Here is a 14,168-nt window from a genome sequence, read left to right on the forward strand (position 1 = left end):
CCGTGAACGGCGGCGGCGGGCCAGTCCTGCCGCCGCCCCATTGGCAGGTGCATTTCCCATGCGTGCAAGTGTCTGGATCGCCATCGCCGCCACTGCGGCAACGGCAGCTATCGCCGGATCGCAGCCCGGCCACGCCGGAACCGCCCCTGCCCGCCCTGCCGCCTTCGCCCAATGCGCCGGGTGTCATTCGACCGAACCGGGCAAGAACCTGTTCGGCCCCAGTCTGGCCGGAATCTCCGGGCGCCGCGCTGCCAGCCTGCCGGGCTATGCCTATAGTCCCGCGCTGAAGAAGTCCGGGATTACCTGGAACGCCAAGTCGCTCGACCGCTGGCTCACCGCGCCTCAGAAAGCCGTGCCCGGCACCAAGATGCCGCTGGGCGGAGTGCAGGATCCGGCTGCGCGCAAGGCGCTGGTCGATTACCTCCTGACCATCTGACCGCTTGGAACCCCCGCGCCGGTCCGCCGTTAGGGGGACATGGTCGAGCTTTCACCTTGCGCCCCTGCTGGCGGGGCCGATGCCTGTGCTCTGCCCACCCCGCCCGCCCGTCCCGGTTCGCGGATCAGCCTGTTTCTGGACTTTGACGGCACCCTGGTCGAACTGGCCGAAGCGCCGGACCGGGTGGTCGTTGGCCAGCCCCTGCCCGGCTTGCTGAGCCGTCTGGATGACGCGCTGGAAGGTCGGATCGCCCTGCTGACAGGGCGCGGCGCAGATATGGTAGCCGCGCTGCTAGGCGATATTTCCTTTCCCGTCGCAGGCAGCCACGGCGCGGAACTGCGCATCGCCGGAGACCTGGTTTCTCCGCCGCGCCCCGCGCAACTGGACGACGCACTGGCAGCAATGCAGCGCTTCGCCGCAGAGCGCCCCGGCCTGCTGGTCGAAAGCAAGCCGCTGGGCGTAGCGCTCCACTATCGCCAGCGTCCGCAGGACGAGGAGGCGTGCATTGACCTTGCCAAAGCCTTGGCCTCGCCTCTGGGCCTGCATGTTCAGACCGGCAAGATGGTGGCCGAACTGCGCGCCGCCGGTGCGGACAAGGGCAGCGCCTTGCGCGCGCTGATGGACCGGGACGAAATGCGCGGTTCGTGCCCCCTTTTCCTGGGCGACGACGCCACGGACGAGCCCGGTTTTCTGGCAGCCGCCGATCTGGGCGGCGCAGGAGTACTGGTCGGCCCGGCGCGCGCCACTGCCGCACGCTACCGCCTGGACAGCGTCGCAGCCGTCCACGCCTGGCTGGAAGGGCTGGCCGGAGCATGACCTCACTCAATCTCTGGCCCATCGGCAATTGCCAGGTCAGCGCCCTGATCGACACGGCGGGGCGGATGGTCTGGGGCTGCATCCCCCGCGTCGACGGCGATCCTCTGTTCTCTGCCCTGCTGGGCGGAGAGGAACCGGATCATGGCTATTGGGCCATCGAACTGGAAGGCACGGTGCGGACCGAGCAGCGCTACCTGCGCAATACCCCCGTGCTGGAAACGATCCAGAGCGACGGGGCCGGAGCCGCGATCCAGATCCTCGACTTCTGCCCCTATTACCGCGACCGGGGCCGCCGCTTTCGCCCGGTGGCCTTTGCCCGCATCGTCCGGCCCCTTTCGGGCAGGCCCCGCATTCGGGTTCGGCTGCGGCCGACCTGCAACTGGGGCCACCCGGCTAGCGGCTCGATCGGGGGGACCAGCCACATCCGCTATGAAGCCGAAGCCATGGTCATGCGCATGACCACCGACGCGCCGATCGGCTACGTTCAGGAAGAGCGCTTTTTCCGCCTGGAACATCCACGCCACTTCTTCCTGGGACCGGATGAAAGCTTTGCCGGCCATATCGCCGCCACGCTCGACGGGATGCTGGCCCGCACCGTAAACGAGTGGCGCGAATGGGTGCGCGGGCTGGCCGTGCCGCTGGAATGGCAGGAGGCGGTGATCCGCGCCGCCATCACGCTGAAGCTGTGCCAGCACGAGGAAAGCGGCGCCATCGTTGCCGCGCTGACCACTTCGATTCCAGAACACGCGGATTCCGGGCGGAACTGGGACTACCGCTTCTGCTGGATCCGCGATGCCTATTACACGGTCCAGGCACTCAACCGGCTGGGCGCGCTGGACGTGCTGGAAAACTATCTGGTCTATCTGCGCAACATCGTCGATTCCGCGCGCGGCGGGCATATCCAGCCGCTCTATGACGTTCTGGGCGGAGCCTATCTGCCCGAACGCGAAGAGGACATGCTGCCCGGCTATCGCGGGATGGGCCCCGTGCGGGTGGGCAACCTGGCCTATCAGCAGGTCCAGCACGATGCCTATGGCCAGATCGTCCTGTCCAACGTCCAGGCGTTCTTTGACCAGCGGCTGCTCCGCCCGGCCGAGGTGGAGGACTTCATGGCGCTGGAAAAGGTGGGCGAGCGCGCCTTTGCCCACTTCGACCAGCCCGATGCCGGCCTGTGGGAACTGCGCACCCGCCAGGCGGTCCATACCTATTCCGCCGCCATGTGCTGGGCCGCCTGCGATCGGCTGGCCAATGCTGCCGAAGCCCTGGGCCTCGGGGACCGCGCGGACCTGTGGGCCGGGCGGGCCGAACAATTGCGCGCCCGGATCGAAGCGGAAGCATGGCGCCCGGATTCCTGCCGGATGTCTGCCACGCTGAACGGCGACTATCTGGACGCCAGCGTGCTGCAATTGCTGGAACTGCGCTTTCTCTCGCCCGGCGATCCGCGCTTTACCATGACGCTGGAATCGGTGGAGCAGGGCCTGAGGCGGGGTTCGCACGTCCTGCGTTATGACACGGCGGACGATTTCGGCCTGCCCCAGACTGCTTTCAACATCTGCACTTTCTGGCTGATCGAGGCGCTCCACTTTACCGGGCGGAGCGACGAAGCCCGTGCCCTGTTCGAGGAGATGCTGTCACGCCGCACCTCTGCCGGACTGCTATCCGAAGACATCGACCCGCGCAGCGGCGAGCTGTGGGGCAACTACCCGCAGACCTATTCGCTGGCCGGAACCATCAACTGCGCGGTGCTGATGAGCCGCCCCTGGAGTTCCATCCGATGAGCCGCCTGATTGTTATTTCCAACCGGGTCAGTGCAGGCGGCGGAGCGGCCGGCGGCCTGGCCGTCGCGCTGTCTGCGGGTCTGCGCGAAAACGGCGGCATCTGGTTCGGCTGGTCGGGCGAGCGGATCGACGAGTTTACCGGACAGATCAACTTCCGGATCGAGGACGGGGTGCGTACCGCGACAGTCGATCTGGAAGACCAGGACATCGAGGAATATTATAACGGCTTTGCCAACCGCACCCTCTGGCCGCTGTTTCACTACCGCATCGACCTGGCTGAATACGAGCGCAGCTTTGCCGGGGGCTATCGCCGCGCGAACGAGCGGTTTGCCGATACGGTCCTGCCGCTGATCGAACCGGAAGATCACGTCTGGGTGCAGGACTATCACATGCTGCCGCTGGGGTCGGAACTGCGGGCGCGCGGCGTGACGAACCGCATCGGGTTCTTCCTCCACATCCCCTGGCCGCCGCGCCGCTTGCTGGTGACGCTGCCGGAAGTGCGCGAACTGGTGGAAACGCTGTTCGCCTATGACCTGATCGGATTCCACACGCGCGAGTGGCTCGATTCCTTTGCCGATTTCGTGGTTCACGAACTGGGCGGAGCGATTTCGGACGACGACGTGGCCACGTGGAACGGTCAACGCCTGAAGCTGCTGGTCTGCCCTGCTGGTATCGACGCGGCGGAATTCAAGGCCTTGTCCGAAAGCGAAACGGCGCGGAGAACCTGCATTCGGGTGCGCGAAAGCGCGGTCGGCCGCGCGCTGATCGTCGGCGTGGACCGGCTCGACTATTCCAAGGGCCTGGAAGAGCGCTTCCAGGGTTACGAGCGGTTCCTGAGCGAGCACCCGGAAGAGCGCAAGGAAGTGGTTCTGCTCCAGATCGCACCGCCATCGCGGGGAGCGGTGGAAAGCTATCAGCAGATCCGCACCCGGCTGGAAGGGCTGGCGGGCAAGATCAACGGCGCCCATGCCGCGCTGGACTGGGTGCCCATCCGCTATGTCAACCAGGCCTATGGCCGCGACGTGCTGGCTGGCGTTTACCGTGCCAGCCGGATCGGCCTCGTCACCCCCCTGCGCGACGGGATGAACCTGGTCGCCAAGGAATATGTCGCTGCGCAGGACCCGTCCGATCCGGGCGTTCTGATCCTGTCGCGCTTTGCCGGGGCGGCAGAGGAAATGACCGAGGCGGTTCTGGTCAACCCGCACAGCGCCGAGGAGATTTCCGACGCGATCCGCACCGCCCTGGCCATGCCGCTAGCAGAGCGGATTTCGCGGTGGGAACGGCTGATGGAAAAGGTCCAGCAGCAGGACGTCATGTGGTGGCTGCACCGCTTCACCGCCGCCCTTTCCGCAGTCGAACTGCACGGCGAGCGGGCGAATCCCCTCCCCCTGATCGAGAGCGACGAAGGGCATGAAGTCGCCTAGCGAAAAAATCGTTTCGGCGGGAACCAAGTCCGTTCCGCCGTGTTTTATCCCTGTTGCTGGGCAATTGATGCCCCCTCCCTCCCAGCCCGGCGACACCCCCCTAAGGCCCCTGTCACGGTCCCGTGACAGGGGTCGCCCTTTTGGGCAAAGCGAGGCTTACTCCGGCGTGGCCAACCCGGCTTCGACAGGCTCAGCCTGAGCGGTGGAATGGGAGGAGCAGTGGGCGGGTCGCAAACCGCGCACCGCTCAGGCTGAGCTTGTCGAAGCCGGATTGCGGGAACCAAACCCTTCGACAGGCCCAACTCGAGCGGGTTCGGATGGTTCAGGCCTCCTCCGCGCCTTCTTCCGGATCGGCGGCCGTTTCCCCTTCGGCAGCAGCGCGGCGGGCGCGTTCCAGTTCTTCGCCTTCTTCTCCATCCAGGGCTTCGGCAGCTTCGCGCGCCTTGCCTTCGGCCTGCCCGGACTGGGCAAATTCGTGCTGCTCTTTCTGGAACTGGCGAGCGGCGTCGTAATTGCCTTCGCCCTGATTGCGGTCCTGCATGATCGTTTCTCCTTTCGCGCGCGGATGCGCGGTCAGGAAACGAACGGCAGGATTGCCCCGTTCCGGTTCTGCGGTGCGATTAGTCGCTGGCAGAAACCGGCACGACCACGCGAACCGCCTGGCGATGAACCGACAGGTCGATAGGGGTGCGGGCAAGCACCTCGCCGTCGATGGCAACGCGCTGAACCGGCTTCGTCTCGATCCGCACGCGGCTGCCCTCGACCTGTTCCACGCCAACAGCGGCGCGGGCCAGGCCGATGATCCGCAGGTACCAGTCCGCTGCCAGGTGAAGCCGGCTTTTGCCCGAAACGATCTGGACCAGCACTTCGCCATTATCCAGCCGCGCTTCATCGGTCAGCTGGACCCCGCCGGCAAAGCAGCCGTTGAGCATCCGCACTTCGGTTGCCCAGCAGGATCGGCTCTGTCCGTCCCACTCCACCGTCACGCGGAAGGGCCGGAAGCACAGCATGGTGCGCAGGCTCCACACCAGATAGCCGGCGCGGCCCAGAACCCGTTTCAAGCGGTGGGGAATGGTATCGCCGATGATCGGCGAAAGCCCGATGGCGGCGCTGTTGGCGAACATCTGCCCGTCGATCTCGCCCAGGTCGATCCGGCGCGTTGCACCGCCTGCGATGGCGGCGACCGCATCGCCCAGTTCCGTACCGATGCCCAGCGTCCGGGCAAAGCTGTTCGCCGTGCCAAGCGGAAGCGGAGCAAAGGTGCAGTCCGATTCCAGCAAGGCACCGATGGTCCCCGAAATGCTGCCGTCGCCGCCGCCGACGATGACCAGGTCGGCCCCGGCCCTGACCGCTGCTTCGACGTGGCCCCGCATCCTTGCCGGATCGCGTTCCGCAATCTCGCTCGACAGGCACACTCCGGCAGCGCGCAACTGGCTTTGCGCCTCGCGGAACAGGCGCGCCCCACGCCGGCTTCGGGTGTTCACGACAAGCGTTGCGGCGCGCCACGGCGGGGACTTTTCCATGCCCCTTGTAACGCGCCACCAAGGGCGGAGTTGCGCGGAATCGGGAACCTTAGCCGCCGTCCGCCGTTGCACCATCAGTACAGCACGAAGGGACCTCCACCATGACACTTATTCTCGTTCTCATCGTCGGCGGCATCATCGGCTGGCTTGCCAGCATTGTCATGCGCACCGATGGTCAGCAGGGCGTTCTGCTTAACGTCGTTGTCGGGATCGTCGGGGCAGTCCTCGCCGGTTTCCTGATCACGCCGCTGATCGGCGGCGCGCCGATCACTTCGGGTTCGTTTGACGCGATGTCGCTGCTCAGCTCGTTCCTGGGCGCAGTGGTGCTTCTCGCCATTGTGAACCTGTTCCGTCGCGGCGCAGTTCGTTAACCGCAACACAGTTTGACCGGCCCCCCGTCCTGGGCGGCCGAAGCCGGGGTGACAGCACGCGCTGTCACCCCTGCACTGCATCCGAAACACTCTTCAAAGAGCCTCTGCCATGACCATTTCGCTGATGAACCTGCCTTATCCCCACAACGCCCTGGAACCGGTCATTTCCGCGGCCACGCTGGAAGTGCACCACGGCAAGCACCACCAGGCCTATGTGACCAAGACCAATGCCCTTGCCGCGGAAAAGGGCATGGAGGGTTCCAGCCTGGAAACGCTGGTGCGCTGGGCGGCGAGCAACCAGGACCGGGGCCTGTTCAACCAGGCGGCACAGGTGTGGAACCACGGTTTTTACTGGTTCAGCCTCTCGCCGGATCGCACTTCGCCTGCCGGGGATCTGCAAACGCGGATCAACACCGATTTTGGCTCGGCCGAGCAGCTGATCGCCAAGCTGGCCGAAGCGGCGGTGGGGCACTTTGCTTCGGGCTGGGCCTGGCTGGTGCTGGGCGAGGATGACAAGCTGGCGATTGAAACCACCAACGACGCGGGCACGCCGCTGGTTTCGAACCGCCTGCCCCTGCTGACCATCGACGTCTGGGAACACGCCTATTACCTCGACCGCAAGAACGACCGCAAAGCCTATGTCGAGGCGGTGCTGGAACGCACGCTTAACTGGGATTTCGCGCTGGCCAACCTGGTGCGCAAGGAAGCCTGGACCTATCCGGCCTGATCAGCCGCGCTGCCTGGTCGGATCACCGTCCTCTGCCAGCATGGCCATCAGCTGCGCCCGCCCGCGCGCGACGCGGCTCTTGATCGTCCCGGCCGGAACGCCGCAGACCTGGGCGGCTTCTTCATAGGAGAAGCCGCCTGCCCCCACCAGCAGCAGCGCCTCGCGCCGGTCATCGGGCAAGCGGTGCAAGGCGCTTTGCAGATCGCTGACGTGGACCGCATCCTCCTGCGAAGCCTGCGCGACCAGATCGGGGTGCTCCCCGCTGTCCGGCATGTCGGTCAGGCGGTTGGTGCGCCGGATCTCGTTCAGGAAATGGTTGCGCAATATGGTAAACGTCCAGGCCTTCATGTTGGTCCCGGCCTCGTACCGTTCGCGCGCCGCCCAGGCCCGCATAACCGTTTCCTGGACCAGGTCGTCGGCCAGGTCAGGCCGACCGCACAGACCGCGCGCAAAGGCGCGCAGATGCGGGATAAGTGCCAGCAATCCAGAGCGAAAAGTGTCTTCCGGGCCGCTTTCGCCGGAACCGTTCTGCGTGGGTCCGGCCTCAGTCATCGTCAGCCCGGTCCAGCTTCTTCAGCAAGTCGTTGAAGCTGTCGGGCAAAGGCTCGGAAACGACGTCGTCGTATAGCTTGCGCAAGCCATCGGCCCAGCGCGGGGCCGCTGGTTTGCGAGGATGCGGACGGTCGCTCCGGGATTGGCCAGGCCTGGGTCCGTGCGATTTGCTCAACATGTGCTCCGTGCCAGGCGTAACGCCTTGTGTGTTTTGCCTAGATCAGCTTGATATGCCGTGGCAAGTCTGGGAACAAACGGGCGCGCGCTTGGTTCCTCACCCCATGGCCCTACGCGTCGTTTGGATGGTGTCGTGGCGCAACTGCAACACACTCCGCGGGAGGCGGATCGAGGGCTGATGGACAAGGCACTGCTGGCACGGGTGGAAAAGCAGGCGTGGTTCCACCGCTTTCCGCGTGCCCTGCCATTTACCCTGTTCGGGATTGCCCTGCTGGCAACGGGATTGTTCGTTAACAATTTCGAGCGGCTGGACCGTGCCGCAAACAGCGCGCAGCTTTACCAGCAGGCCAATGACCTGGCCAACGAGCTGGAATACAAGGCGGCAGAAAACACCGTCTACCTCAACGCCGCAGCCTCGCTGTTTTCCGGATCGGAGGAGGTCAGCAAGCGCCAGCTATCCGACCTGATTGCCGATCTGGGCGAACGCGCTGCGGAACGCGGCGTACTGGGCGTGGGCTGGGCGCGCTGGATGAAAGCCGGCGATATCGAAGCATTCCAGGCTGAACAGCGCGAGGCAACCAACGCCCCCGATTTCACGATCCGGCCGGTTCCGATCTCGCCCTTTGCCGAAATGGCGGTGATCGCAGTGCTGGCACCGGATACGGAATCGAACCATGCCGCGCTGGGCTATGACATGTATTCGGAAGCAAAGCGGCGCACCGCGATGGACGCGGCGATCAGCACCGGCCGCGCCTCCGCGACCGCCAAGGTGCAACTGGTGCAGGACTTCAACCGCGGAGCCCGACCCGGCTTCCTGATCTACGTCCCCGTCTTCGCGCGCCAGTCGACCGATCGGCGCTGGGTCAAGGGACCGCTCAAAGGCTTCGTCTATTCCCCGATCCGCGCGCAGGAATTCCTCTCCGCCGCCCTGCGCCGGGTGCCGCACGAAGATATCAACGTGCAGCTCTATGACGGGCCCGTGCAGGCATCGAACAAGCTGGCGGAAAGCGTGATCGAAGGCAGCCAGGGCGAAACCACGCGGCGCACGGTCGTGGTCGGGGACCGGACCTGGACCCTGGTCGTCACCTCGGTCAACACCCGCCTGCTCAGCCCGGTATCGCGGCTCAGCCTGCTGGCCGGCATCCTGGTCAGCCTGCTGGTCCTGGCACTGTCCTGGCTGGCAACCATGCGCGCGGCAGAGGACCGCAAGGTGCTGGAATGGCTGACGCAGCAGAACGCGATCCGCCTGTCGCTGACCCGCGAACTCAACCACCGAGTCAAGAACACCTTGGCTAACGTCCTGTCGATCGTCTCGCTCACCCGCCGCCGCTCGCGCAGCATCGATGACTTTGCCGAAGGCCTGACGGGGCGTATTCGCGCGCTTTCGGCCACGCATGATCTACTGTCCCAGCGCGACTGGAGCGATGCGCTGCTGTCCGAAGTCGTGACCAGCGAACTGGCGCCCTATCTCGATCCGACCGATCCCCACGCCGATCTGGAAGGACCGGACGTGGCGCTTGCTCCCAACGATGCGCTGTCGCTGGGCCTGGCCCTGCACGAACTTGCCACCAATGCCGCGAAATACGGCGCGCTGAGCACGCCCAATGGCCGCGTCTCGATCAAATGGCGCCTGAGCGGCGACGCCGTTTGCGAAGTCGAATGGAAGGAAAGCGGCGGTCCGCCGGTCAAGGCACCGGAGCGACGCGGCTTTGGCCTGGACCTGATCGAGAAGATCGTCTCGCACGAATTGAAGGCGGCGGTCGAAATGGACTTCGCGCCAGACGGCGTCCACTGCCGCCTCAAAGTGCCGGTGCGCGACCCGGGCACCTTCGCGATCCGGCAGGGCCGCGAAGGTTAGCCCAAGTGCTTAGTGCTGCTGCGCGGTTGAGAAGAACAGCGCCTGGCTGATCGCGGTGCGGACCGTTTCCTCGCGGAAGGGCTTGGTCACCAGGTAGGTCGGCTCCGGCCGTTCGCCAGTCAGCAGCCGCTCCGGGTAAGCCGTGATGAAGACCACCGGCACGTCACCAATGGCCAGGATTTCCTCCACCGCGTCGATCCCGGAACTCGCATCGGCCAGCTGGATATCCGCCAGAACCAGGCCAGGAACGTGTTCGCGGAAGGCTTCGACTGCCTGGCTGCGGGTGGTGGCCGTTGCCACGACCTGGTGGCCCAGCTCCGTCACCAGCGATTCCAGCTGCATCGCAATCAGCGGCTCGTCCTCGATCACCAGGACGGTCGTTGCGGTTTCATCGTCGATTTCGGCAACCGCGCGGGCGACCAGCGCTTCGACCTCATCCGCTTCAAGGCCAAGGACATCGCCCGCTTCAGCCGGAGTGAATTCCTCCAGCGTGGTCAGCAGCAGGGCCTGGCGATGTTCCGGCGGGATCACCGCAAGGCGCGCATGGCTGGCCCCTTCGCGCCCGCCTGCAAGGTTGGTGTCACCACCTTCGACATGGCTGGTGGACCAGAGCCGGGTAAAGGCCCGGTAGAGCGGCACGCGCCCTTGGCCAATCTCTTCGCGCAGGGACTTGTTGTCGATCGCGCCCTCCAGCAGGGCGCGGACATAGCTGTCGCCGGAACGCTGCGAACCGCACAGGGCGCGCGCATAGCGACGCAAAAGCGGGAGCCGTTCGGCCAGTTGATCGGAAATAGCCATTTAACAAGGAGCCTTTTTTGCCAACCGGAAGATTGGAAATCCGGTCATGGGATATGGACAAGAACCTAGGGGCGCAAGGTCGCGACTCCGCGCTTTCAAATAACCAAATCCAAGCTCCTGATTTACATAGACTTTCGTTTCACCTTCGTAACGCCGCAACTCCCCAAGCACGCCGATGATTTCCCTTCCCGGTTCGATTTGCCCAACAAGCGGAACCTGTCGGCCCCGTTTCGAATTTCAAACGCACATCATCCTCACGGGTTCCCCTCCGGAGATTTAATTGGGCGCTTTCGGGAACTCTTTTGCCGCGAGCAGTGTTCAACGCCGACTGCAACGATAACGGAGAGTGGGAATGCGCAACCCGGCAAACATGATCGAGACTGCAGAGCGGTTGAACGACAAGGATTTTCACGCCGAACTTGAGCGCATCACGCCCCACCTGCGCGCCTTTGCCCGCACCCTGTGCGGCTGCCGCGAGCGCGCTGACGACCTCGCCCAGGAAACCCTGCTGAAGGCCTGGGCTGCCCGAGAATCCTATCGCGCCGGGACCAATTTCAAGGCCTGGACCTTCACCATCCTGCGCAACCAGTTCTACAGCGAAGCACGCCGTGCCCGCTTCACCGGCGAATACGATCAGGACATGGCCGAGCGCACCCTGTGCAGCAACGGCAACCAGGAACATGCAGTCGAACTGGCCGACGTCCTGCGCGCGCTGGAAACACTACCCGGCGCCAACCGCGAAGCGCTGATTTTGGCCGCCGTGGGCGACCTCGCCTATGAAGAGATCGCCGAAATCTGCGGCATTGCCCTGGGCACCGTGAAAAGCCGCATCTGCCGTGCGCGGATGATGCTGGTGGCGGCGCTGGATGGCGGCGTCCTGCCGGATTCGCGCCACGATTTCGTGATCGAGGGCAATGCCCTTGACCTGTTGTTCATTGAAATGCGCCGCGCGGCCAATTCGGACGGCAAGGACCGTCTCGTCGCTTGATGTAACCTGTGGGGGCGGAGTTGAAGTGGATACCATGACCGGAGTCCTGATCGTTGAGGACCAGTTTCTCGTCGCTCTTGATCTTGAGCATATCGTGGCGAGCGCTGGCTATCCCGTGGTCGGGATCGCAACTGCCAAGGCGGAAATCGAAACCCTGCCCGTTCCTCCCCGGATCGCTTTCGTGGACATAAACCTGCGCGACGGGCCGACCGGCGTGGAAATCGCCCGCGTCCTGTCCGAACGGTTCGGCACGCAGATCATCTTCGTCACGGCCAATCCGGCGCAGATCGACGAGCCGCCGCCCACCGCGATCGGTTTCATCCAGAAGCCGTTTTCGCCGACGACGATCGAAAGTTCGATCGGCTTTGCACTGGGCGCGGCCAGCACGCCGCCGCGCGGCCTGCAAGTTTTCGGCTGACCGGGAACCATCGGCCCGCCGGTTCATTTAAGGCCGTGGCTGGCTGAACGACTGCCCCCAGTTGTTCGCCGATCCACAGCCATGGAGCCCCCGCACCTTGCCCCCGAGCGCGGGGGCTCCATCATCCCTTTCCCAAGCAGGACGCAGCCGATATGAGGCGGCGAACAATTGTCCGCCGCCTTTCGGGAGCTGCCGTTTCATGACCTCTGACCAACCGCTTGCCGGGCCGCTTGCCGGGATCAAGGTGCTGGACCTGTCACGCGTGCTGGCCGGGCCGTGGTCTGGACAGATGCTGGGCGACCTGGGCGCCGAGGTGATCAAGGTGGAGCAACCGGGCCAGGGCGACGACACCCGCAAATGGGGGCCTCCCTTCCTTCCCGACGGCTCGCGGGATTCGGCCTATTATCTCTGCGCCAACCGCAACAAGCGCTCGGTCGCCATCGACCTGTCGAGGCCGGAAGGGCAGGAGCTGGTCCGCAAGCTGGCGGCAGAGGCAGACATCGTGCTGGAGAACTTCCGCGTCGGCGGCCTGGCCAAGTACGGTCTGGACTATGCTTCTCTAAAAGCGGCCAAGCCGGACCTGATCTACTGCTCCATCACCGGCTTTGGCCAGACGGGGCCGGACAAGGACAAGGGCGGCTATGACTTCCTGATCCAGGGGATGAGCGGCCTGATGAGCGTGACCGGCGAAGCGGACGGCCATCCGCTGAAAGTCGGCATTCCGGTCAGCGACCTGACGACCGGGCTTTACGCCACGATCTCGATCCTGGCGGCGCTGCAACACCGCAACCGCACGGGCGAGGGCCAGCATATCGACCTGGCCCTGCTCGACGCGCAAATGGCGCTGCTGGCCAACCAGGGATCGAACTGGCTGAACGGCGGGGCGGAACCGCGCCGCATGGGCAACCAGCACCCGACCATTGTCCCCTACCAGGACTTTGCCTGCGCCGACGGGGACATCATCATCGCCCTGGGCAACGACCGCCAGTTCCGCGATCTGGTCGCCGTCCTGGGCTTGCCGGAAATGGCGGAGGATCCACGCTTTGCCACTTCGGCCCAGCGCAGCGACAACCGCGAGGCCATGTTCGCCGCAATCAACCCGGCGATTGCCAGCTGGAAGTCCGAGGATCTGCTGGCCGCGCTGGAAGCGGCCAAGCTGCCCTGCGGCAAGATCAACACGATCCCGCAGGCCCTGGTCCAGCCGCAGACCGTGGCGCGCGAACTGGTGCAGGAAATCGCCCGCGATGATGGCACGCCGGTCCGCTTCGTCGGCTATCCGGGCAAGTTCTCTGCCAGCCCGGTAACCTATCGCCACGCCCCGCCGCGTTCCGGTCAGGACACCCGCACCGTGCTGGGCGAAGTGCTGGGGCTGAGCGATGCGGAGGTCGATGCGCTGGCCGCCGATGGGATCGTCGCGGAAAAGCTTTAGGGAACTGGCCGGACATTGAAGGCGTTACCCTCCGCGAAAGCAGAATCGTGGAGGTGGTGCGGTGAAGCCTGTCCTTGCCCTGACGCTGGCCGGCTTTCTGGCCGCCTGCTCCGACGAAGCGAAGGTGCCGCAACCAAGCGAAACGGCGGCTGACGCCATTGCGTCCGAAGCCACGCCCACAGCCCAGGCCAGCGCGGCGGTCACCTCGATTCCGATGGCCCTGCAAGGCCGCTGGGGCCTGGTCCCCGCCGATTGCACGTCGACACGCGGCGATGCCAAGGGGCTGATGATCGTGGGCCCCACTGATCTGCGCTTTTACGAATCCGTCGGCAAATTGCGCAGCGGCGTCAGTTCCGGTGCGAACAGCCTGCGTGGGACGTTCGACTATATGGGCGAAGGCATGGAATGGAGCCGGGACGTCGTCCTGTCCGCCGCACCCGACGGCCAGAGCCTGGACTTCCAGGATTCCGGAGCCGATGCTCCGCCCAGCCGCCGCACCTATCAGCGGTGCCCCTAGTCCAGAAGGCCCCTAGTCCAGAAGGAAAGCCCATGCGTGCCTTGTTGCTTGCCCTGCCCGCCCTGGCCCTGTCCGGCTGCGTGACGGTTCACCCGCCCGATACGGCAGGCACTTGCCATGCCGATGCGGCACAGGGCTATATCGGCCGCACCGCATCGGCAGAGGTCGGCGCGGATCTGCTCCGCCTGACCCATGCGCGGCAACTGCGCTGGGTTGCCCCCGGCATGATGGTGACGATGGACTATCGCGGTGACCGGCTGACGGTCAGCTATGACCAGGCCATGCGGATCACCAACATATCCTGCGGCTGAAGCGCGGACCCGCTGGCATCTTCGTGCAAATCGGTTAGAGGCATT

At 65.1% G+C, this 14,168-nt stretch carries 17 protein-coding genes; 12 read left to right on the forward strand and 5 right to left on the reverse strand.

Features of this window, described 5'->3' with window-relative positions; all coding sequences use genetic code 11:
* Positions 1-58 precede the first annotated feature (58 nt).
* Genes ACQKOE_RS11845 through ACQKOE_RS11860 form a run of 4 tightly spaced genes read left to right on the forward strand, consistent with a single transcriptional unit; the run spans position 59 to position 4,454 of the window.
* Entirely contained in the window at positions 59-436 is a 378-nt protein-coding gene (locus ACQKOE_RS11845) for a c-type cytochrome (RefSeq protein ID WP_427512967.1), read from the forward strand.
* A 39-nt stretch (positions 437-475) separates the two neighbouring features.
* Positions 476-1,252, forward strand: a complete 777-nt coding sequence (gene otsB / locus ACQKOE_RS11850) for a trehalose-phosphatase (RefSeq protein WP_427512968.1) — start codon at positions 476-478, stop codon at positions 1,250-1,252.
* Complete coding sequence (locus ACQKOE_RS11855) at positions 1,249-3,030, forward strand: glycoside hydrolase family 15 protein (RefSeq protein WP_427512969.1); 1,782 nt, start codon at positions 1,249-1,251, stop codon at positions 3,028-3,030. The genes otsB and ACQKOE_RS11855 overlap by 4 nt, the downstream gene beginning before the upstream one ends.
* Complete coding sequence (locus ACQKOE_RS11860; RefSeq protein ID WP_427512970.1) at positions 3,027-4,454, forward strand: alpha,alpha-trehalose-phosphate synthase (UDP-forming); 1,428 nt, start codon at positions 3,027-3,029, stop codon at positions 4,452-4,454. Before ACQKOE_RS11855 ends, ACQKOE_RS11860 begins: the two co-directional genes overlap by 4 nt.
* A 322-nt stretch (positions 4,455-4,776) precedes the next feature.
* On the opposite strand, the gene ACQKOE_RS11865 is transcribed toward ACQKOE_RS11860, so the two are convergent.
* Positions 4,777-4,995, reverse strand: coding sequence for a hypothetical protein (locus ACQKOE_RS11865; protein WP_427512971.1), 219 nt, complete (start codon positions 4,993-4,995; stop codon positions 4,777-4,779).
* Between the two features lie 79 nt (positions 4,996-5,074).
* A complete protein-coding gene (locus tag ACQKOE_RS11870) occupies positions 5,075-5,977 on the reverse strand; it encodes a diacylglycerol/lipid kinase family protein (protein WP_427512972.1) in 903 nt (300 codons plus the stop codon).
* A 101-nt stretch (positions 5,978-6,078) separates the two neighbouring features.
* Between ACQKOE_RS11870 and ACQKOE_RS11875 the strand changes: the two genes are divergently transcribed.
* Positions 6,079-6,348 (forward strand): GlsB/YeaQ/YmgE family stress response membrane protein, encoded by a 270-nt coding sequence (locus tag ACQKOE_RS11875; protein ID WP_427512973.1) that lies wholly within the window; start codon positions 6,079-6,081, stop codon positions 6,346-6,348.
* A 109-nt stretch (positions 6,349-6,457) separates the two neighbouring features.
* Positions 6,458-7,075 (forward strand): superoxide dismutase, encoded by a 618-nt coding sequence (locus tag ACQKOE_RS11880; RefSeq protein WP_427512974.1) that lies wholly within the window; start codon positions 6,458-6,460, stop codon positions 7,073-7,075.
* Here the strand turns inward: ACQKOE_RS11880 and ACQKOE_RS11885 are convergent, their stop codons facing one another.
* Both ACQKOE_RS11885 and ACQKOE_RS11890 read right to left on the reverse strand, forming a co-directional pair.
* Positions 7,076-7,627, reverse strand: a complete 552-nt coding sequence (locus ACQKOE_RS11885) for a sigma-70 family RNA polymerase sigma factor (protein WP_427512975.1) — start codon at positions 7,625-7,627, stop codon at positions 7,076-7,078.
* On the reverse strand, positions 7,620-7,805 hold the full coding sequence (locus ACQKOE_RS11890) for a NepR family anti-sigma factor (RefSeq protein WP_374588918.1): 186 nt from the start codon (positions 7,803-7,805) through the stop codon (positions 7,620-7,622). The genes ACQKOE_RS11885 and ACQKOE_RS11890 overlap by 8 nt, the downstream gene beginning before the upstream one ends.
* Positions 7,806-7,982: 177 nt before the next feature.
* Between ACQKOE_RS11890 and ACQKOE_RS11895 the strand changes: the two genes are divergently transcribed.
* The gene (locus ACQKOE_RS11895; protein WP_427512976.1) at positions 7,983-9,662 is read left to right on the forward strand and encodes a CHASE domain-containing protein; all 1,680 of its coding nucleotides are present in this window, start codon (positions 7,983-7,985) and stop codon (positions 9,660-9,662) included.
* Positions 9,663-9,671: 9 nt separating this feature from the next.
* On the opposite strand, the gene ACQKOE_RS11900 is transcribed toward ACQKOE_RS11895, so the two are convergent.
* Positions 9,672-10,460, reverse strand: a complete 789-nt coding sequence (locus ACQKOE_RS11900) for a response regulator (RefSeq protein WP_427512977.1) — start codon at positions 10,458-10,460, stop codon at positions 9,672-9,674.
* 352 nt (positions 10,461-10,812) lie between these two features.
* Here ACQKOE_RS11900 and ACQKOE_RS11905 point away from each other — a divergent pair, with 352 nt between their 5' ends.
* The 5 genes from ACQKOE_RS11905 to ACQKOE_RS11925 all read left to right on the forward strand — a co-directional run bounded on the left by ACQKOE_RS11905 (position 10,813) and on the right by ACQKOE_RS11925 (position 14,123).
* Positions 10,813-11,448, forward strand: a complete 636-nt coding sequence (locus tag ACQKOE_RS11905; protein WP_374588912.1) for a sigma-70 family RNA polymerase sigma factor — start codon at positions 10,813-10,815, stop codon at positions 11,446-11,448.
* A 34-nt stretch (positions 11,449-11,482) separates the two neighbouring features.
* Positions 11,483-11,866 carry a response regulator gene (locus ACQKOE_RS11910; protein ID WP_374588911.1) on the forward strand — a complete coding sequence of 128 codons (384 nt, stop codon included), beginning with the start codon at positions 11,483-11,485 and terminating at the stop codon, positions 11,864-11,866.
* Positions 11,867-12,065: 199 nt separating this feature from the next.
* A complete protein-coding gene (locus ACQKOE_RS11915) occupies positions 12,066-13,295 on the forward strand; it encodes a CaiB/BaiF CoA transferase family protein (protein ID WP_427512978.1) in 1,230 nt (409 codons plus the stop codon).
* A 61-nt stretch (positions 13,296-13,356) separates the two neighbouring features.
* Positions 13,357-13,812, forward strand: coding sequence for a hypothetical protein (locus ACQKOE_RS11920; RefSeq protein ID WP_427512979.1), 456 nt, complete (start codon positions 13,357-13,359; stop codon positions 13,810-13,812).
* A 32-nt stretch (positions 13,813-13,844) separates the two neighbouring features.
* Positions 13,845-14,123 (forward strand): I78 family peptidase inhibitor, encoded by a 279-nt coding sequence (locus tag ACQKOE_RS11925; RefSeq protein WP_427512980.1) that lies wholly within the window; start codon positions 13,845-13,847, stop codon positions 14,121-14,123.
* Positions 14,124-14,168 lie beyond the last annotated feature (45 nt).

Source organism: Novosphingobium sp. NPDC080210 (assembly GCF_050281025.1).
In the GTDB taxonomy this organism is placed as follows: domain Bacteria; phylum Pseudomonadota; class Alphaproteobacteria; order Sphingomonadales; family Sphingomonadaceae; genus Novosphingobium.